Source organism: Natrialba sp. INN-245 (genome assembly GCF_009807105.1).
In the GTDB taxonomy this organism is placed as follows: domain Archaea; phylum Halobacteriota; class Halobacteria; order Halobacteriales; family Natrialbaceae; genus Natrarchaeobius; species Natrarchaeobius swarupiae.
On the sequence record NZ_WUBV01000036.1, the window covers coordinates 63,690 to 81,123 of the forward strand.

General features: G+C 64.5%; 20 protein-coding genes and 1 tRNA gene. 8 read left to right on the top strand and 13 right to left on the bottom strand.

Annotation, left to right across the window (positions count from 1 at the left end):
* Nucleotides 1–113: 113 nt before the first annotated feature.
* Nucleotides 114–782: a helix-turn-helix domain-containing protein gene (locus GRS80_RS10765; RefSeq protein ID WP_160047553.1), complete on the top strand. Its 669-nt coding sequence runs from the start codon at nucleotides 114–116 to the stop codon at nucleotides 780–782.
* Between the two features lie 145 nt (nucleotides 783–927).
* Here GRS80_RS10765 and GRS80_RS10770 read toward each other — a convergent pair whose 3' ends face one another.
* Nucleotides 928–1,998 (bottom strand): polyprenyl synthetase family protein, encoded by a 1,071-nt coding sequence (locus GRS80_RS10770; RefSeq protein WP_160047554.1) that lies wholly within the window; start codon nucleotides 1,996–1,998, stop codon nucleotides 928–930.
* A gap of 1 nt (nucleotide 1,999) precedes the next feature.
* Complete coding sequence (locus GRS80_RS10775) at nucleotides 2,000–3,352, bottom strand: ribonuclease J (RefSeq protein WP_160047555.1); 1,353 nt, start codon at nucleotides 3,350–3,352, stop codon at nucleotides 2,000–2,002.
* Between the two features lie 398 nt (nucleotides 3,353–3,750).
* Here GRS80_RS10775 and GRS80_RS10780 point away from each other — a divergent pair, with 398 nt between their 5' ends.
* Both GRS80_RS10780 and GRS80_RS10785 read left to right on the top strand, forming a co-directional pair.
* A complete protein-coding gene (locus GRS80_RS10780) occupies nucleotides 3,751–6,069 on the top strand; it encodes an amino acid permease (protein ID WP_160047556.1) in 2,319 nt (772 codons plus the stop codon).
* Between the two features lie 111 nt (nucleotides 6,070–6,180).
* Nucleotides 6,181–6,921 carry a hypothetical protein gene (locus tag GRS80_RS10785; RefSeq protein ID WP_160047557.1) on the top strand — a complete coding sequence of 247 codons (741 nt, stop codon included), beginning with the start codon at nucleotides 6,181–6,183 and terminating at the stop codon, nucleotides 6,919–6,921.
* Nucleotides 6,922–6,926: 5 nt separating this feature from the next.
* On the opposite strand, the gene GRS80_RS10790 is transcribed toward GRS80_RS10785, so the two are convergent.
* Together GRS80_RS10790 and mvk are read right to left on the bottom strand one after the other, a co-directional pair.
* A complete protein-coding gene (locus GRS80_RS10790; RefSeq protein ID WP_160047558.1) occupies nucleotides 6,927–7,667 on the bottom strand; it encodes an isopentenyl phosphate kinase in 741 nt (246 codons plus the stop codon).
* Nucleotides 7,664–8,647 carry a mevalonate kinase gene (mvk, locus tag GRS80_RS10795; RefSeq protein ID WP_160047559.1) on the bottom strand — a complete coding sequence of 328 codons (984 nt, stop codon included), beginning with the start codon at nucleotides 8,645–8,647 and terminating at the stop codon, nucleotides 7,664–7,666. Before mvk ends, GRS80_RS10790 begins: the two co-directional genes overlap by 4 nt.
* A gap of 156 nt (nucleotides 8,648–8,803) precedes the next feature.
* Between mvk and GRS80_RS10800 the strand changes: the two genes are divergently transcribed.
* The 5 genes from GRS80_RS10800 to GRS80_RS10820 all read left to right on the top strand — a co-directional run bounded on the left by GRS80_RS10800 (nucleotide 8,804) and on the right by GRS80_RS10820 (nucleotide 13,233).
* Nucleotides 8,804–10,090, top strand: coding sequence for a hypothetical protein (locus GRS80_RS10800; RefSeq protein WP_160047560.1), 1,287 nt, complete (start codon nucleotides 8,804–8,806; stop codon nucleotides 10,088–10,090).
* 121 nt (nucleotides 10,091–10,211) lie between these two features.
* Nucleotides 10,212–10,556: a winged helix-turn-helix domain-containing protein gene (locus GRS80_RS10805; protein WP_343161534.1), complete on the top strand. Its 345-nt coding sequence runs from the start codon at nucleotides 10,212–10,214 to the stop codon at nucleotides 10,554–10,556.
* Nucleotides 10,557–10,868, top strand: coding sequence for a hypothetical protein (locus GRS80_RS10810; RefSeq protein ID WP_160047562.1), 312 nt, complete (start codon nucleotides 10,557–10,559; stop codon nucleotides 10,866–10,868).
* Nucleotides 10,869–10,961: 93 nt separating this feature from the next.
* Entirely contained in the window at nucleotides 10,962–11,891 is a 930-nt protein-coding gene (locus GRS80_RS10815) for a thiamine-phosphate synthase family protein (protein WP_160047563.1), read from the top strand.
* Between the two features lie 136 nt (nucleotides 11,892–12,027).
* Nucleotides 12,028–13,233 (top strand): hypothetical protein, encoded by a 1,206-nt coding sequence (locus GRS80_RS10820; protein WP_160047564.1) that lies wholly within the window; start codon nucleotides 12,028–12,030, stop codon nucleotides 13,231–13,233.
* Between the two features lie 51 nt (nucleotides 13,234–13,284).
* On the opposite strand, the gene GRS80_RS20950 is transcribed toward GRS80_RS10820, so the two are convergent.
* From GRS80_RS20950 to GRS80_RS10860, 9 genes are all read right to left on the bottom strand, one after another.
* Nucleotides 13,285–13,410: a hypothetical protein gene (locus GRS80_RS20950; RefSeq protein WP_255455267.1), complete on the bottom strand. Its 126-nt coding sequence runs from the start codon at nucleotides 13,408–13,410 to the stop codon at nucleotides 13,285–13,287.
* A gap of 114 nt (nucleotides 13,411–13,524) precedes the next feature.
* A complete protein-coding gene (gene rpsB, locus GRS80_RS10825; protein WP_160047565.1) occupies nucleotides 13,525–14,325 on the bottom strand; it encodes a 30S ribosomal protein S2 in 801 nt (266 codons plus the stop codon).
* Nucleotides 14,322–15,533, bottom strand: coding sequence for a phosphopyruvate hydratase (gene eno, locus GRS80_RS10830; RefSeq protein WP_160047566.1), 1,212 nt, complete (start codon nucleotides 15,531–15,533; stop codon nucleotides 14,322–14,324). The genes rpsB and eno overlap by 4 nt, the downstream gene beginning before the upstream one ends.
* Nucleotides 15,530–15,715: a DNA-directed RNA polymerase subunit K gene (locus tag GRS80_RS10835; RefSeq protein WP_124194978.1), complete on the bottom strand. Its 186-nt coding sequence runs from the start codon at nucleotides 15,713–15,715 to the stop codon at nucleotides 15,530–15,532. The genes eno and GRS80_RS10835 overlap by 4 nt, the downstream gene beginning before the upstream one ends.
* Nucleotide 15,716: 1 nt before the next feature.
* A complete protein-coding gene (locus tag GRS80_RS10840) occupies nucleotides 15,717–15,911 on the bottom strand; it encodes a DNA-directed RNA polymerase subunit N (RefSeq protein ID WP_149080997.1) in 195 nt (64 codons plus the stop codon).
* A 12-nt stretch (nucleotides 15,912–15,923) separates the two neighbouring features.
* Nucleotides 15,924–16,322, bottom strand: coding sequence for a 30S ribosomal protein S9 (locus GRS80_RS10845; RefSeq protein ID WP_160047567.1), 399 nt, complete (start codon nucleotides 16,320–16,322; stop codon nucleotides 15,924–15,926).
* Nucleotides 16,316–16,765 (bottom strand): 50S ribosomal protein L13, encoded by a 450-nt coding sequence (locus tag GRS80_RS10850; RefSeq protein WP_149080999.1) that lies wholly within the window; start codon nucleotides 16,763–16,765, stop codon nucleotides 16,316–16,318. Before GRS80_RS10850 ends, GRS80_RS10845 begins: the two co-directional genes overlap by 7 nt.
* A complete protein-coding gene (locus tag GRS80_RS10855; protein ID WP_149081000.1) occupies nucleotides 16,762–17,115 on the bottom strand; it encodes a 50S ribosomal protein L18e in 354 nt (117 codons plus the stop codon). The genes GRS80_RS10850 and GRS80_RS10855 overlap by 4 nt, the downstream gene beginning before the upstream one ends.
* Nucleotides 17,116–17,316: 201 nt before the next feature.
* Nucleotides 17,317–17,401, bottom strand: a tRNA-Leu gene (locus GRS80_RS10860).
* Nucleotides 17,402–17,434: the final 33 nt, after the last annotated feature.

Here is a 17,434-nt window from a genome sequence, read left to right on the forward strand (position 1 = left end):
GGTGGTCGGACGTGGGTTCGTGTCCGTCATCGACAGTGGCTTGGAACGACGACCGGATGCACTCGCTATCTCACATAACTGGAACTTTAAGTTGGGGTGGACGAAAACCGCGTATGAAGTTCGCCCGGGTCCAGGTCAGTCTGCGACAGGAGCAGAATTCGCCTATCCACACCGCACTGGCCGACACCGAGGCCTCCGACACCGTCCGCGTTCGCTACGGGGGCTTCAACGAGGACGGCCCTCGAACCTACGTCTGTTCGGTTACGGGCGAGAACGGTGTTCTCGAAACGCGACTCGAGGCAACTGAGGGGATACTCGAACACGAGATCATCCACCGCCGACCCGGCTACGCGCTGTTTTACGTCGTAAGTGCGTTACACGAGTACGAACTCTGGCTCCAGCGGCTGTTCACCCAGGAATCGCTGACGATGATTCCGCCGGTCGACCTGCGAACGGATCGCAGGTTCGTCTTCCGCATCATCGGCCGATCCGACGACCTCCAGCGAGCGGTCGGGGATGCGGGTGAGCGGCTTCCACTGGACGTCGAACGAGTCGGCGACTACAACCAACCCGACGAACGGGTTACCGCATCGCTGACGAACCGACAGATCGACGCCGTCGAAGCCGCCCTCGAGACCGGGTACTACGCGAGCCCTCGAGAGAGCACGACCGAGGACGTCGCGTCGGTTCTCGGCTGTGCGCCCAGTACTGCCGCCGAACATCTCCGGAAGGCAGAAGCCGCTCTGGTTCGGACGGTTTTCGAGAGCGATATGTTCGAATAGAAGCGTTCGACGTATCGCGACACGCCCGGACATTCCCTCGAAGTCCATCGGTCGGCGTGCATCGGCGAAGGACGTGAACCGAGTACACGTCCACAGGGACAGTGTTGGCTACTCGAGAGCGGTTGGCATAAAAACCCCCGAGCGGTCAGTAGCCGCGCTCGATGAGGTAGTCCGCGATCTCGAACAGCAGATCTCGAGCCTCGTTGTCCGGCAGGACCTCGAGTCGGTCCTTGCCCCGGTCAACGAGGTCGCGGGCCATCTCGTTGGCGTAGCCGATCGAGCCCGCCTCCTCGAGTTTGGCGACGGCCTCGTCGATTTCGGCTTCGGTGACGGCGTCGACGTCGGTCGTATCGATTAGGTTCTCGACGTCGACGTCCTGCTCGCGGGCGTGGACCGTAATCAGCGTCTGTTTGTTCTCGACGAGATCGCTTCCCCGTTGTTTGCCGAGTTTCTCGCTGGGAACGGTCAGATCGAGGACGTCGTCTTGAATCTGGAACGCACAGCCGATGTCGAGTCCGTAGCCGTAGAGCGCGTCGACAGTTTCGTCGTCGGCACCCATCAGGACGGCCGGCAGACACGCCGACGCCGCGTACAGGACGGCCGTTTTCTGCTCGACCATCTCGAGGTACTCCTCGGGTGAGACGTCCTCGCGTTCCTCGAAGGTGACGTCCAGTGACTGGCCCTCACAGATCTTCGTACACGTCGTCGCGAGGATGTCGAGTGCCTCGACCGTCCGCTGGGGGTCGGCACCGGCGTCGAGCATGATCTCGAACGCCTTCGAGTAGAGCGTATCCCCTGCGAGGATCGCCGTCTCGAGGTCGTAGGCCTTGTGGACCGCGGGGACGCCCCGCCGGAGGTCGTCGTCGTCCATAATGTCGTCGTGGATCAGGGTAAACGACTGGATAACCTCGACGCTGACTGCTGCGTTCATAATGTCGATGGTCGCGGGTGTCTCACCCGGCTCGCCGCGGTTCAGCGTGGGAAACTCCCGATAGTCTCCCTCGAGCGGTGGGACGTCGGCTAGGGCCTCGCCGGTCGTGAGCAGAACGGTCGGCCGGAGGCGCTTCCCGCCGGCGTCGAGTAAGTATCGCGACGCCTCGTAGAGCCGTTCGGGACGACCGATCGGCAACTCCTCGGGGATCGCCTCGTTGACCCGCTCCCGGCGTTTGCGGACTGCCTCGAGCACCGCTTCTTCCCGTGCCTTGGGACTCGTCATATCAGTCGACAATCTGGATGAGGTTACCGTTTCGCGTGACGTGGAGGTCCCGTCCCATCTGGTAGCCCTCGTTCTCACAGAGGGTGACGTAGCTCGAGAAGCCGCTCAGATCCTGGTGGGCCGGAATGACGTGCTGTGGCTGGAGGGCATCGAGCATCTCGTAGTGGCCCTCCTGGTTGAGGTGCCCGGAGACGTGGATGTCGTCGTAGATGCGGGCTCCCTGCATTCCCAGCAGCTTTTCGGCCTGGTAGCGCTGTCCCTCGTTTGTCGGTTCGGGAATCACTCGCGCGGAGAAGACGACCTTGTCGCCGTCGTCCAGTTCGTACGGCGTCTCGCCGCGGGCCATTCGAGTGAGCATCGCTCGTGGCTCACCCTGATGGCCGGTGACGACGGGCAGGAAGTTCTCTTTCCCTTCGTTCATGATCCGTTTGAACGTCCGGTCGACCGATTTTCGGTGGCCGAACATCCCCAGGTCGCTGGGGAAGTCGACGAAGTCGAGTCGTTCCGCGGTTCCAGAGTACTTCTCCATCGACCGGCCGAGCAAGACGGGCTGGCGGCCGATGTCCTTGGCGAACTCGACGAGGGAAGTGACCCTGGCGATATGGCTCGAGAACGTCGTGGCGACGATCCCGCCGTCGTAGTCCTCCATGCTGTAGAGGACGTCCCGGAGGTGTTCACGGGCGACGTTCTCGCTGGGCGTGCGGCCCTTCTTGCTCGCGTTGGTACAGTCCTCGATGTAACACAGCACCCCGTTGCCTTCGCGGCCGATCTCGCGAAAGCGCTCCATGTCGATCGGATCGCCGATGACGGGCGAGTGGTCCATACGCTTGTCGAGACCGTAGACGATTGCGCCCTCTGGCGTGTGGAGAACCGGGTTGATCGCGTCGATGATCGAGTGGGTGACGTTGACGAACTCGAGGTCAACCTTGCCGGAGTCGCCGATCGACATCGTCTCGCCGGCGTCCATCTTGATCAGGTCGTTCTCGACGCCGAACTTCTGTTCGCCCTCGATCTGCTGTTTGACGAGTTCGATCGTAAACGGCGTCGCGACGATCGGTGCGTTGTACCGGTGTGCAAGCTTCGAGATGGCTCCGATGTGATCGAGGTGACCGTGGGTCGGCACGATGGCCTGGACGTCGCCCTCGAGATCGGACATGATCCGGTCGTCCGGGATCGCACCCATGTCGATCAGGTCGAGACTGTGCATTCGCTCGGTTTCGACGTTGTCGTGAATCAGAACCTGCGAGAGGTTTAGTCCCATGTCGAAGATGACGACGTCGTCACCGGCACGGACGGCAGTCATCTGCCGCCCGACCTCTTCGTATCCGCCTATCGTTGCGATTTCGATTTCCATAGTTCGTAGCACTGAAAGCCGCGTGGTGGACTCTCATCGAAACGGTCCGCGGACTCCCGGTTGTGCGGCCCCGGCATCTCACAGCGCGTCGGCCATCCCGCTATGCGCTCGGGAGATTGTCCTCCAGATCGACTCAGGGCGGTTCCGTGAGTCTCGAGCGCACTTGCCCGCGGGTCTCGCTACGCGTACCTACACGCCCGGGTGTTAAAAACACAGTGGGTTGGCTACCGGCTGGAGAGCGGGTCGACCACGACCCGAACGTCGCCCACCGTCGAGAAGTGACCACGCGTTTCCATACTGTTCAATTTGTACCCTAGATTTTCATTCTTGGATGGTTCTTCACACACTCAGTTCCGAAATGCGAAGCTTTCTAAACTTCCGTTCGAAAGCGCCAGGTGATGACGAAGGATCTCGAGCGAGACCTGGGGCTGTTCGCCGTAATCGCGATCAGTATGGGCGCGATGATCGGGAGCGGGATCTTCATTCTCCCCGGGATCGCGATGGCGGAGGCGGGGCCGGCCGTCATTGTGGCGTTCGTGATCGCCGCAATTCTCGTGGTCCCGGCCGCGTTGAGCATCGCCGAACTCGGGACGGCGATGCCCGAGGCCGGCGGAGACTACGTGTTCATCGAACGCGGTCTCGGACCGTCGTTCGGAACGATCGCCGGGCTCGGGACCTGGCTCATGCTGATGCTGAAGGGATCGCTCGCACTCTACGGCGGGATGTTCTACATCAACTTCATCTACGAGTTGCCGACGTGGGATCTCGCCGTCCCCGTAATCGGCGCGACACTTCCGATTCCCGGCGTTCGCGCCCTCGGAATTACGTTCGCGCTGATTCTCATCGCAGTCAATCTCGTCGGCGTGAAACAGACCGGCGGGCTCCAGCTCGTGATGGTGATCGTTATGCTGATCATCCTCTCGGGGTTCGTCGCCGGCTCGATCGTCCAGGTCGAGGGTGCGAACTTCGAGGGCTTCTTCGACGATGGAATCGACGGCATTCTCACGGCAACCGCGCTCGTGTTGGTTTCTTACGCGGGTGTGACGAAGGTCGCGGCCGTCGCTGAGGAGATCGAAAACCCTGGTCGGAATCTCCCGCTCGGACTGCTCGGCTCGCTGACCGCGACGAGCTTTCTCTATGCGTTGATCGTGTTCGTCCTCGTCGGCGTGATGGACGGCGACCAGCTCGCCGACACCGAAGAGCCGATGGCGGAGGCGACCCAGATCCTGTTCGGCGGGATGACGGCGTCGGTCCCGGGACTCGGTAGCGGCGTCCCGATCGGCTTTCTCGCAGTGATTACGATCATCCTCGCCGCGTTGCTCGCACTCGTCAGCACCGCCAACGCGGGAATTCTGACGGCCTCTCGATATCCGCTCGCGCTCAGCCGTGACGACCTCTTCTTGAAGAAATTCGAGTACATCCACCCGCGGTTCAACACGCCCTCGGTCGCGATCCTCACGACCGGTGCAGTCATCGTCTTCATCGTTGCCACCCAGGAAGTCGACGAGATCGCGAAGATGGCCGGCGCGTTCCAGATTCTCGTCTACATCCTCGTCTGTGGCGCGTTAATCGCCTTCCGGGAGCGAGACCTCGAGTGGTACGATCCCGACTTCTTTACGCCCGGCTATCCCTGGGTCCAGCTGTTCGGGATCGTTTCGGGCGTGTTCATCATCTCGCAGATGGAGATCCGCGAGATCGCCGGCTCGATCGCGATCGTCATCGTCGGCTTCCTCTGGTTCAAACTCTACGCCCAGAAACGGATCGAACGCGAAGGCGTCGCAAAGGGGCTCGCCCGCCGCGAGGCCGGCCGACAGTTCGTCCGGGACACCGAAGAACAGCTCGAACGCACGGATCAGTTCGAGGTGTTGATCCCGATCAGACAGGACGTCACTCGCGAACAGGAAGACGCCCTGATCCAGATGGCGGCACCGATCGTTCAACGGCGTGGCGGTCGCATCCGCGTCGTTCGTTTCGACGAAGTGCCCGACCAGGTACCACTCGACACCGCCGCCGCCGAACTCTCCGAGGCCGACGTCGAGTTCGAAGAGCGCACCGACGAACTCGTTCGCTACCTCGAGGTGCCCGTCGAGGTCGGTGAAATCGTCAGCCACGATACTCGACACGCGGTCGTCAACTTCGCCGAGCGAACGGGTGCGGACCTCGTCCTCGCCCGCCAGGAAGCGACGAGTCGCCTCGGAACGCTGTTCGGCCGGGACACCGACTGGATCATGGAACACGCCCCCTGTGACGTCGTCTTCGTCCAGCACGAACAGCGCGTCGACGTCTCCGAAATCGCGGTGATCACCGACCGGAGCCCGTTCAACGACCCGCTCAAGGTCGAACTCGCGGACGCGATGGCGGACGTCCTCGGTGCGCGTCTCCGATTCCTCTTTGCCGTCTCCGAGGACGCGCCCGACGAACTGATCGAGACGATCGAGGAGTATCACGCGGAGCTCGACGACCTCTGTACCGTCCCCGTGGAGTCGACGGTTATCCGCGCCGACGACGAAGTCGACGACCTGTCGAGCGAACTCGAGTCCTCCGATATCGTCATGCTGAGCACCGTCACCCACCGCCGGCTTCCCGACCTGGTCGTCGAACAGCGCTCCGATCGCATCGCCGCCGCGATCGAACAGCCGGTGTTGCTCGTCCACTCCAAGAAGACGCGTCGCGGGTCGTTCCTACGCCCGATCCTCGAGCGCGTCCTGTTCGACTGATCGTTCCGCCACGGTTCTTCGAGGCGGACCGCTCGGTCTCTCGAGCCTCGACGGTTCTGATCCGAGATTCCATTCAGAAAACATTTACGTTCGACCGAAATCGTCGATGGTATGCCCTCCAGACGGACGATCGTCGCAAGCTGTTGTGCCGTCGCGATCGCGGGCTGTCTGGACGAGGACGGCCCAGGATCGAAAGACGAACCGACGGACGGTGACGACATCAGCGACACCGATCCGAACGATTCAGACGACTTCTCGAACGACTCAGGCGGCTCCTCGAACGATGCCGACAACGCCGACGACTCCCCGAACGACGTCTCAGAACCGACGTACCGGACCCTCGAGGAGGAACGGAAACGAGGGCAGGCGGAGGCGATCAGCGCGTCGAAATCCGAGTGGGACAGGTGGGTCAAGTACCAGCCGGACGACGACGAAGTCCAGTACGTCACCGCCAAAGGCCCCTCGAGAAACGTCGACCCCGACGAGTACGACCAGGAACCGCCCGACCGCGATCTCGAGTTCGGGACGACGCCCTGGGATCGCTGGAAGCATATTCGGGCGAACGACGTCGCGGGGGAGGCCGCGCTCAAGGCGGTAACGACCGAATTAGGGACGGAGTACGTCGGCCGACCGATAGCAGTCAGCGAAGATCCTGCGGATCGCCAGACGGTCGTACGCGTCGAGACCATCGTCGACGGCGACGGGAACGTCATCGAGGGCGAGTCGACCGATATCGACGCGGTCGCGGCGGCAACGCCGGAGTCCGTCGATGTCACCTACGAACTGGACGAACGATCCTTCGAAACCACTCGCGAGGTCTTTGCGGAGTATCGAAAGACGCGACTCGAGTGAACGGACTACGCGATCGTCGTTCCCGGCTCCTCGCCTTCGAGAAACGCCTCGAGATCCTCGAGCCCGAAGATCGACGCCTCGGCCTCGAGTTCGAGCAACGCCCGTACCTTCGCGGCCATACCACCGGTGACGTCGGTCGCGTCGCTCTCGCCGAGGACGTCCGCCGCGTCCTCGAACGCCGTGATTTCGTCGATCACCTCGTCGGACTCGTCGAGGACGCCGGGAACCGTCGAACAGAGGCCGATTCGTTCGGCCTCGAGGTCGCGGGCCAGTGCGGCGACCAGTTCGTCGCCGCTGACGACCGTCGCGCCCGTCCCGGCGTGGGAGACGAGGTCGCCGTGGAGGACGGGGACGAACCCCTCGGAGACCAGCGTCTCGACTTGCCCGGTCGGTAACTCGAGTCGACCGGTCTCCTCCCGGTGTGCCGCGGAGAACGGGTGGACCGGAACGGCCGGAACGTCGCGCTCGAGCAGCCGCTTGCGGACGAAGCCGTTCAGGGTTCGCATCGCACCGTGGATATCGCCGATCGCCGCGACGTCACGGGTTCCTTCGGTCGTACTCACGCCGTGTTCGCTGGCGTTGTGGTGGCCGAAGCTCCCGCCGCCGTGGACGACGACGAGGCCCTCGAGCCCGTCATCCAGCGCGTTCGAGATCGCGTCGGCTGCGGACGCGAGCGCCTCGCCGTCGACGGTTTCGGGGCGTTCCTTGTCGGTGATCGCGCTCCCGCCGAGTTTGAGGACGATCATTCGAGTCGTTCCACCCCCGTTTCGGCCAGTTCTGCGCGGAACGCCTCTTGACAGCCGGGCGTAAACGACAGCGCGGTCTCGGCCTCCGGCGTGGGATCGAGAGCGACGATACAGCCGCCACCGCCCGCACCCGTCAGCTTCGCACCCAGCGCGCCGGCGTCTCGGGCCGCCCAGACCATCGTATCGAGCGAGCGCGAGGAGACGCCCAGTGCCGACAGCAGTCCGTGGTTGAAGTTCATCAGGTCGCCGACCTCCTCGAGGTCGTCGTCGACGAGCGCCTCCTCGCCGTTTCTGACGACGTCGCCGATCGCCTCGATCGTGTCGGCGGCGAAGTCGTACTCCTCGCGGAGGGATCGAACGCCCGAGACCAGTTCGCCGGTGTCGCCCGCACCGCCGTCGAACCCGATGACGATCGGTACGTCGGGCGATTCGGTCGGCCGACAATCGTCCCCCTCGACCCGGACCGCACCGCCGGTCGCCGAGCAGAACGTGTCCGCACGCGAGGCCTGTCCCTCCTGGACTTCGTACTCCGTCCGGTAGGCTCGCTCAGCGAGTTCGTCCGACTCGAGAATGGTTCCCAGTGCGCGCGTGCCGGCGTCGATGGCGGCGACGGCGACTGCGGCCGACGAGCCGAGACCCGCTCCGAGCGGGATGTCGCTTTCGATGGTCACGTCGAATCCGACCTCGTCGCCAGTCACGTCACGGACCTGTTCGATCGCGCTGTCGACGTACTGCGTCGCCGCCGTCACCAGCGACTCCGAGACGTCGACGTCGGGTCGATCGTCCGCGGCCGCCCCGTACTCGACCGTGAACCCGTCCAGGCTGAGATCCTCCGCGTGGACCCGTAGCTTGCCGTCCGACCGCTGTTCGACCTCGACCTGCGCTCGCCGTTCGATCGCACACAGCACGGCTGGTTCGTCGTAGACAACCGCGTGCTCCCCGAACAGATAGACCTTGCCGGGAGCGCTCGAGCGTGTCATAGCCGGCCGTTCGCACGACGACGGTTAATAGCTGTCTTCTCGAGTCACCGTCGAATTCGGTCGAAACTGTTCGGAATACAAGTACGTTTCGGCGACTTGCCGGCCGGCGGAGTCGACGATTCGGTATAACCCCCCGCCGTTCGATGCTCGAGACGAATGCGAACGCCAAACCGACTCGAGAATTCGGGTAGACGGCGACTGCTCCGGGCGGTCGGCGCGGGACTCGCCGCGGGGACGAGTGCGTCGACCGCGGGCTGTCTCGCCTCGATGCCCACCCTCGGCCAGCAGATCAGATACGCCGACGTCGACGTCCCCACGTCCGGCGAGCCGATCTACCGCGAGTGGATCCCCGCACGCTCGGCGCTCGAGCACGCCGACGGCGGGTGGCGAACCGTCCGCTACGCGACGCCGAACGCGATGGGCGAGGACGTCGTCGGAGCGACCGATCCGCTCCCCGAGCAGGTTTTGAGAGCGCGCCTCGACTACCTCGGCGTCGGCTACGGAACCTACGATCACGTTCTGAGCGTCGGCCCGGTCACCGTCTGTCTCGGCTCGTTCGACGCGGCGACGGTCCGTGACACCGTTCTGGAAACCGGCTACGAGGAACGCGGAGACTACGCGGGGTACGACCTGTTCGAACGAACCGACCTCACGCGCGGCGTCGCCGTCCGCGACGGAGCCGTGCTGTTCCGACACAGGGCGGACGCGTCGGGACCGCTCGATCCCGCGGATCTCGAGGTCGTGATCGACGCCGAAGCCGGACGGGTTCTGCGTCGCGCCGACGAGGACGACGCCTTCGACGCCGTCTCCCGTGCGACCGGCTCACATCCCACCGTCCAACTGTTCGAGGGCTGGGGACCGATCGTTCGGGACCTCTCGGAGGGGTTCGCCGCCCGGAGTTCGTCGATGGCCTACGCCTACGACGAGGAGTACGTCTACCACCGGACCGTCTGTCGCTTCGAGGCGGGTGCGGGGCTCACGGCTCGAGAGGTCGAGGACGTCCTCACCCGGCAGAACAGGGTCGTAGAGGCAGACGGGGTCGAGGTCGTGATCGACGAGCCGTTTCTGTGGGTCGATCTGCGAGAGAGCCACGAGGAGTTCCGATCGCGGGTCGGCGACGACCGACGCTATCCACAGATCACGTGGGGCGTCTCCGTCGACGGCGACGGAACGGAATTCACCGTGAGCCACGACGGCGGCGGCCCCGTCGACACTGACCGCCTGACGCTCTATCTCGACTCCCGGTCCCGCGTCGAACCCGGAATCGCCCCCCAGTTCGACGACGAGTTCGGCGTCCTCGAGCCGGGCGACTCACTGACCGTCGACTCGTTCGAGGGTGACCGAGACGACTCCGTCGCGCTGCTGTACAGCCCGCCGGAGACGAACGACGGAACCGTGATGGTCAGGTTCGTCCCCGAGCGCGTCGCTCAGAACGGTGAGTGAGTTGTGTCTCTCGAGTGCCGGTCCGACGGTCTCGTTCGCCGTGGTGGCCACACCGATACCCCCGCGTGGAGTCGGTCCGTCGGTCGAAGCGATTATAGGGCGAATGTCCGATCGAGTAGCCGTGAGTGAGGATCCGCCCCTCGAGACCGTCGTTTCCCTGCTCGACGACGAGTACGCCCGCGCGATCCTCGAAGCCACGCGTACCGAACCCATGTCCGCCAACGAACTGACCGACCGCTGTGACGCCGCGCTGTCGACCGTCTGTCGCCGACTGGAGCGACTCGAGGACGCGAACCTCGTCCGCGAGCGGACCCGACCCCGACCCGACGGCCACCACGACACGATCTACGTCGCGACGCTCGAGGAAGCTCGCTTCCACCTCGATGAGGACGGCTTCTCGTTCGACCTCCGTCGGCGCGACGAGGACGCCGCCGATCGCCTCCAGCGGCTGTGGGGTGATCTCTGAATGCTCGAGACGATCCGTCCGATCGAACTTGCCGTTGGCCTGCTCGCTGCGGGTGCGACCCTCGTCGGCCTCTACATCGGCTACCAGGCGTTCCGGGCGTGGGGTCGCCACCGCGATCCGTCGATGCGCGCTCTCGCGCTCGGATTGATCCTGCTGACGGCAGTCACCTACTCGACGTCGTTCGTCGGCACGGTATTGATCCACCTGCGCCTGCTCTCGCTCCCACAGCAAGACTGGTTCTGGCTCGCCGTCCACGCCTCGCAGTTCGCGGGCCTGGCGCTGATCGCCTACGCACTCCATCGTCGACCCTGATCGGAAATCCCGTCTCCGCTGATCACTCCGCTGCCCCACCTCGAGTCGATCCGGGTAGTCGGACTTATGCCCGTGTCGTTCGAACGCGGCCGTATGTCCCTCGTGCTGCCGAGCGAACTCGTTGTCGACCGCTTTCTGCCGACGGTGCGAGCGATGCTCGCGACGCGTCTCGCTGACCGCGATCTGACCCAACGGGAGATCGCCGCCGAACTCGGCGTCACCCAGGCCGCGGTCAGCAAGTACGTAAGCGGCGAAAGCGGCGGTGACGACCGCTTCCGGGACGACCCCGAGACGGTCGCGACGGTCGAGCGGATCGCCGACGGCCTAGCGAGCGGCGAGATGGACGGCTACGACGCGCTCGCGGACCTTCTCTCGCTCGTCCACAGCCTCGAGGACCGCGGGCCGATCTGTGAACTCCACGAGGAGAAGATGCCCGAACTCCGCGGGCTGGGCTGTGATCTGTGCGTCCGCGGGCTCGATCCCGACCTGCGCGCCGAGCGCGACGTCCTGACGAACGTCCGAGCGGCCGCACGGACCCTCGCGTCGACCCCCGGGATGGCCGACGTGATCCCCAACGTCGGAACGAACGTCGGGATGGCCCTTCCCGACGCCAGCGACGAGACCGACGTCGCGGCCGTTCCCGGGCGGATTTACGCCATGGGCGGCCGGATCGAGATCCCCGCCAATCCCGAGTTCGGCGCGTCGAAACACGTCGCCACCGCGATTCTCGCGGCTCGAGCGACCGATCCCGACGTCCGCGGTGCGGTCAACGTCGCCACCGACGACGCGTTGCTCGATGCCGCCCGCGAGCGCGGCATCGATCCCCTCGAGTTCGACGCCGACTACGAGGATCGGGCCACGCATCTCAGCGATCGGTTCGGAGAACGCGGCTCCGTTCCGCGGGTCGCCTACCACCGCGGCGCGTTCGGTATCGAACCCGCGACGTACGTCTTCGGTGCGACGGCCACCGACGCCGCCGAGCGCGTCGCCGCGTTGCTCGAGGCGTCGACGTCGAGTCGCTGATCCGTCGGTCGTCTCGAGTTCAGCGAGATCCGTCTCGAGTGCGGGGACGGAGACCCACGAGTCTCGAACCGACGAGCGAGTCGACCGCCGGAACCACCAACGTCATATCGCTCGTTCAGAAATACCCGATATCGGAATGGGTCGTTCAAACGGACCGCTGATCGGGATGCTGGCCGCCGTTCTCGCAGTCGTCGCGTTCAGCGTCGGCGGCGCGATGGTCGTCGACCAGCTCGAGGACGATCCCGATCCGGACGAACTCGTCGCCGACGTCGTCGACGACCACGGCGGGATCGAGACGCTCCAGGCCACCGAACGATCCGAGCACGAACTCCACCACGTCGACGACGACGAGCCAACCGTCGTCGCCACGGACGCACGAATCGAGTTGCGTCCCCCCGACCAGCGTCGGACGGAAGTCGTCTCGAAGACCGGCTCCGCGGACGTCCCGGACGTCACGGTGGTAAACGGCTCCACGCGAAGCCACTACATCGCTGACGACGAGCGAGTGATCGTCGACGACGACAGCGACTGGGAGGCGATCCAGTACTCGCCGGAGACGTTCCTCGAGTCGACCGAAACCGAGTACGTCGGGACGGACACCGTCGACGGTCGCGAGACACACGTCGTCGAGGTTCACGCAGTCGAGAACGCGACCGACGACGGCGGACTCGGATTGCTGGTCGGCGACACCGAGTACGTTCTCGGATCGGCGAACGACGTCGACGCGGCGAACGCCACGACGACGGTGACCTGGTGGATCGACGTCGAGGCGACGTACCCGATCAAAGAGCAGGTCGTGACGGAGTACGACGAGCCGCGCCAGCACGCCCTCGAGCGCGAGCGGATGGTTCGGACCGTCACCTACGAGGACGTTCGGTTCGACGAGCCGATTCCGGACGACCGGTTCACGTTCGATCCGCCGGCCGGGGTCGACGTCGTCGAACCCATCGACTCGGCCGACGTCTCGACGATCGACGAGGCAAACGACGCCGTCCCGTTTTCGGTTTCGGAGCCGACGCTTCCCGACGGCTACGAACTGGTCATCGTGACGGCGAGTGAGTTCGACGGCGACGCGACCGTTCAGTTTCTCTACCGCGACGGGGACAGCCTCGAGGACGACGAGATCCTGGGTCGGATCACCGAACGACCGCCGGTGTACGACCCCGAAGACGTCGACAGGGACGGCGTCGGCGACGTCGACGGCGCGTTCGTCTCGACCCCGATGGGAACGACGCTCGTCTGGCACTGTGGCGACGTTCGGTACGAACTCACGCCTGATGTCGACGACGGCGGCGAGGAACTCGCTCTCGAGGTGGCCGAGTCGATGGGCTGTCCGGCGTGAGGACTCGAGAATCGTCGTCAGATCTCCGAAACCTCGGTACAACAGTCCGTTTCAGAACAGTCCGACGGCCAGCCGGTACGGGATCCCGATCGCGAAGATCGCGATCAACGCCGCCGTCGCACCGAGGACGGCGGGCGGGAGCGTCCCTTCGTCGAACTGGAACAGGATGTCGTTCATACCAGGGCTCTCGAGGGCATTCACCTAACTCCTTCGCTCTCCACACGTCGCCGCCGCTCGAGGAACGAACACAGTACGCGAAAACGGCCGAAATGATATCGAAATCGAACCGGGTTAGACGACGCTCTCGAAGTCGTCGAGCGAGTACGATGGCTCGGCACCGCGGCGGTCGAGAACCTCGTTAGCGAGCAGCCAGTAGACGACCGAGAGGGCCTTTCGCCCCTTGTTGTTCGTCGGGACGACGAGGTCGACGTTGCTGGTCTGGTTGTTCGAGTCACACATCGCGATGACGGGAATACCCACCGTGATCGCCTCTTTGACTGCCTGGGCGTCGCCGATGGGGTCCGTGACGACGACGACGTCGGGTTCGATGTAGCCGTCGTACTTCGGGTTCGTCAGCGTGCCGGGGATAAAGCGGCCCGTGCGGGCTCGAGCGCCGACCGCTTCCGCGAACTTCTCGGCGGGGAAGCGACCGTACTGGCGACTCGAGGTGACGAGGATCTGTTCGGGTGAGTAGTTCGCGAGGAAGTCCGCAGCCGTTCGGATGCGGCCGTCGGTCTTCGAGACGTCGAGGACGTAGAGGCCGTCGGTCCGGACGCGGTGGATGAACCGCTCCATATCCTTGGTCTTCTGCTGGGTCCCGATGTGAGCACCGGCACCGAGGTAGTCCTCGACGGGGATCAGCAGGTCGGCTTCCTCGTCGCTCATGACGTCGTCGTCGAGCGTCGGTCCTGCGTCCTCGTCGGGTTCGGCGTCGGCGTCGGCCCCCTCGGCCTCGGCGTCGGCGGGCTGTTCGTCTACTGGCTCGACGTCCTCGTTGGGTTCGGCGGCGGGGCCAGCCCCTTCGGCTGGCTCCTCGTCGATCTCCTCCTCGGCGGCGTCGAGCCCTTCTTGGGTTGCGTCGTTGTCGGTCATGTCGCGTCGTCTGCGATTCTGATGAGCTCGTTCAGTTTTGCGGTTCGCTCGCCGCCGACGGCACCCGTCTTGATGAAGGGTGCGTCGGTCGCGACGGCGAGGTGTGCGATCGTCGTATCCTCGGTCTCGCCCGAGCGGTGGGAGATGACCGAGTCGTAGCCGTTCTCGGTCGCGAGTTCGATCGCGTCGAACGCGTCGGTCAGCGTCCCGATCTGATTTGGCTTGATGAGGATGCTGTTTGCCGCGTCGATCTCGATTCCTTCCGCCAGCCGATCGGTGTTGGTGACGAACAGGTCGTCACCACAGATCAGCGTTCTGTCGCCGACTTCGTCCGTCAGTTCGGCGAACGCCTCGTAGTCGTTCTCGTCGAGTGGGTCCTCGACGTATGCGAGATCGTACTCGCGGACGAGGTCGGCGATATATTCGATCTGCTCGGCCGTATCGCGGCTGATGCCCGCGGACTCGTACTCGTACGTTTCGGAGTCGGCGTCGTACATCTCGGCGGCCGCGACGTCGAGACCAAAGCGGATCTCGAAGCCGACCTCGTCTTCGACCGTCGAGACGGCTTCGTCGACGATCTCGAACGCCTCCTCGTCGTCGACCGACGGTGCCCATGCGCCCTCGTCGCCTTTGCCCGACGGAACGCCGCGTTCCTCGAGTAAGTCTGCGACTTCGCCGTGGACGGCTGCGTTGGCGAAGACGGCGTCTTCGACGCTCGGTGCGCCGACGGGCGCGGCGAGGAACTCCTGGATGTCGGTCGCGTCCGCGGCGTGTTCGCCGCCGCCGACGACGTTCCCGAGCGGCGTCGGGAAGTTCCGGCCACGAAACGCACCGCCTAAGTGCTGGAACAGCGGTGCGCCAAGCACGTCGGCACCCGCCTTTGCGGCGGCCATCGAGATGGCGACTGCGCTGTTGGCACCGATCTCCGAGAAGTCGTCGGTGCCGTCGGCGGCCCGCAGGATCGAGTCGACTTCACGCTGGTTGCCGGCGTAGGCCTCTCCGACGAGTCGCGGGACGGCGTGTTCGCGGGCCGCAGCGATCGCCTCGGTCGGCGCTCGTTCGATCGCTTCGAACTCACCCGTGCTCGCGCCACTCGGCGCGGCCGCACGGCCGAATCCGCCGCTTTCGGTGAGTACGTCCGCCTCGACCGTCGGATTTCCTCGCGAGTCGAGGATGCGCCTGAGCCGGACGTCGGTGATGAGCGTCATTGGAATCGCTCCCCCCGGTCGACGGTAAACGGCAACACGCCGGCGTCGTACTCTTCGGCGGCGATCAGGATCGGCTGGGTCTGGTCGGTCTCGATCAACACCGGTGCACCGTAGGACACCTGAAGTGCCCGCGCACCGAGGATTCGTGCCTTCTCGTAGCGATTGTGGTGTTGCTGTTGCATGTTACTGGTACGGCGAGACGACGTCGACTAAGTCGGTGTGACTGACGAGCATGCGCCGACAGCAGTAGCGCTCGACGCCGAGTTCGTCGAGGACCTCCTTTGGGTCCTCCTCGCCCTCGTTCGCTCGCTCGTCGAACTCTTCCCAGTGTTCGCCGACGACAGTGCCACAGGTGAAACACCGAACCGGTACCATCATACTTGTCTCACCTCAGCGGTACGATTTCTGGTAACGTGCCCGAGCGCCCGGGCCGCCCCACTTTTTCGGTTCGGACTGGCGAACGTCGTTGACCAGCAGCGAGCGATCGAACTCCATGAACGCATCACGGAGTTCGGCGTCGTTCGTGTGCTGGACGATCCCGCGAGCGATGGCGGTGCGGACGGCGTCCGCTTGCCCGGCGATACCGCCACCCTCGACGCGAACGTCGATGTCCATCTCGTCGCGCAGCTCATCACCGGCGATACGGAACGGCTCGAGCATTTTGAGCCGGGACATCTCCGGTTCGACTAGTTCGACCGGTTTCGAATCGATTCGGACGCGGCCCTCGCCCTCGCGTACGGTGGCGCGGGCGACGGCGGTCTTCTTCTTGCCGCTCGTGTTCGTTACCATGTGACGTTAGCACCGAGTTGTTCGCTCACTTCGTGTAGGTGGACGAAGCGGATGTTCGAGAGTCGATCCAGCGACGTATCCTCGAGGATCTCGGCCTCGCGGTCGTCATCTCGCTCGTAGGGATTACCGACGTAAACGCGGACGTTCTCGAACGCCTCGCGGCCACGGGGCTTCTTGTACGGAAGCATGCCTCGCACCGAACGCTTGAAGATCGTGTCCGGACGTCGCGGGTAGTACGGCCCGCTGTCGGAGCCGAGCTGGAGCCGCGTTCGGTAGGTCTCGAAGACGTCTTCCTTGCCGCCGGTGATGACGGCGTCTTCGGCGTTGACGATGGCGATGCGCTCGCCGGCGAGTGCACGCTGTGCGACCTCGCTGGCGACGCGGCCGAGGATACAGTCACGGGCGTCGACGACGACGTCCGCGTCGAACTCGGCGACGCTCATCGGATCACCCGCACGTTGGATCCGTCTGGGTTCTCTTCGAGCACTTGCTCGAGCGGTACTGGTTCGCCGACCTGTTCGATCTTGGTCTCCGCCGAGGACGAAAAGTCGACGGCCGCGACGGTGACGTTCTTCTGTAGCGCGCCGGATCCCAGCACTTTGCCGGGAACGACGACGGTCTCTTCTTCGCGTGCGTACCGCTCGATGCGGCCCAGGTTCACCTCTGCGTGGGTGCGCCGGGGCTTCTCGAGTCGATCCGCGACATCTCGCCAGACGTCGGCGTCCTCGCTGCGGGACGTCGACTTCAGCTCGGCGATGAGATCGGTGAGCCTCGGATTAGTCTTGCTACTCATAGATTTCCTCCAACTGCAGTGAACGCTCGGGGAGATCGTCCTCGAGCGATCGTGGAATCTGTCCGACAGAAGTGATGCAGGGAGCAGGATTTGAACCGCCGGGAGACGATCGGTCTCGCATGCGCTCGACCGCTTCGACTCCCGTGGCTCAAACCTGCATGTTCCATTTTCACGGCTCTTCGGTCGGTCGAGCCGGAAAAATGCAGGGAGCAGGATTTGAACCTGCGGACTCCTACGAGACAGCGCCCTGAACGCTGCGCCGTTGGCCAGACTTGGCTATCCCTGCTCGCACTTCCAGATACCCGTCGCCCCTTCAAAC

Coding starts and splice junctions, on each gene's coding strand:
- GRS80_RS10770 (WP_160047554.1), bottom strand. CDS start 1,998: ATGACGAGTCCCAAGGCACGGGAAGAAGCGGTGCTCGAGGCAGTCCGC.
- GRS80_RS10845 (WP_160047567.1), bottom strand. CDS start 16,322: ATGGTAACGAACACGAGCGGCAAGAAGAAGACCGCCGTCGCCCGCGCC.
- GRS80_RS10790 (WP_160047558.1), bottom strand. CDS start 7,667: ATGATCGTCCTCAAACTCGGCGGGAGCGCGATCACCGACAAGGAACGC.
- GRS80_RS10850 (WP_149080999.1), bottom strand. CDS start 16,765: ATGAGCGTCGCCGAGTTCGACGCGGACGTCGTCGTCGACGCCCGTGAC.
- GRS80_RS10835 (WP_124194978.1), bottom strand. CDS start 15,715: ATGCAACAGCAACACCACAATCGCTACGAGAAGGCACGAATCCTCGGT.
- GRS80_RS10800 (WP_160047560.1), top strand. CDS start 8,804: ATGCGAACGCCAAACCGACTCGAGAATTCGGGTAGACGGCGACTGCTC.
- GRS80_RS10815 (WP_160047563.1), top strand. CDS start 10,962: ATGTCCCTCGTGCTGCCGAGCGAACTCGTTGTCGACCGCTTTCTGCCG.
- GRS80_RS10785 (WP_160047557.1), top strand. CDS start 6,181: ATGCCCTCCAGACGGACGATCGTCGCAAGCTGTTGTGCCGTCGCGATC.
- rpsB (WP_160047565.1), bottom strand. CDS start 14,325: ATGACCGACAACGACGCAACCCAAGAAGGGCTCGACGCCGCCGAGGAG.
- GRS80_RS10855 (WP_149081000.1), bottom strand. CDS start 17,115: ATGAGTAGCAAGACTAATCCGAGGCTCACCGATCTCATCGCCGAGCTG.
- mvk (WP_160047559.1), bottom strand. CDS start 8,647: ATGACACGCTCGAGCGCTCCCGGCAAGGTCTATCTGTTCGGGGAGCAC.
- GRS80_RS10840 (WP_149080997.1), bottom strand. CDS start 15,911: ATGATGGTACCGGTTCGGTGTTTCACCTGTGGCACTGTCGTCGGCGAA.
- GRS80_RS10765 (WP_160047553.1), top strand. CDS start 114: ATGAAGTTCGCCCGGGTCCAGGTCAGTCTGCGACAGGAGCAGAATTCG.
- eno (WP_160047566.1), bottom strand. CDS start 15,533: ATGACGCTCATCACCGACGTCCGGCTCAGGCGCATCCTCGACTCGCGA.
- GRS80_RS20950 (WP_255455267.1), bottom strand. CDS start 13,410: ATGAACGACATCCTGTTCCAGTTCGACGAAGGGACGCTCCCGCCCGCC.
- GRS80_RS10775 (WP_160047555.1), bottom strand. CDS start 3,352: ATGGAAATCGAAATCGCAACGATAGGCGGATACGAAGAGGTCGGGCGG.
- GRS80_RS10810 (WP_160047562.1), top strand. CDS start 10,557: ATGCTCGAGACGATCCGTCCGATCGAACTTGCCGTTGGCCTGCTCGCT.
- GRS80_RS10820 (WP_160047564.1), top strand. CDS start 12,028: ATGGGTCGTTCAAACGGACCGCTGATCGGGATGCTGGCCGCCGTTCTC.
- GRS80_RS10780 (WP_160047556.1), top strand. CDS start 3,751: ATGACGAAGGATCTCGAGCGAGACCTGGGGCTGTTCGCCGTAATCGCG.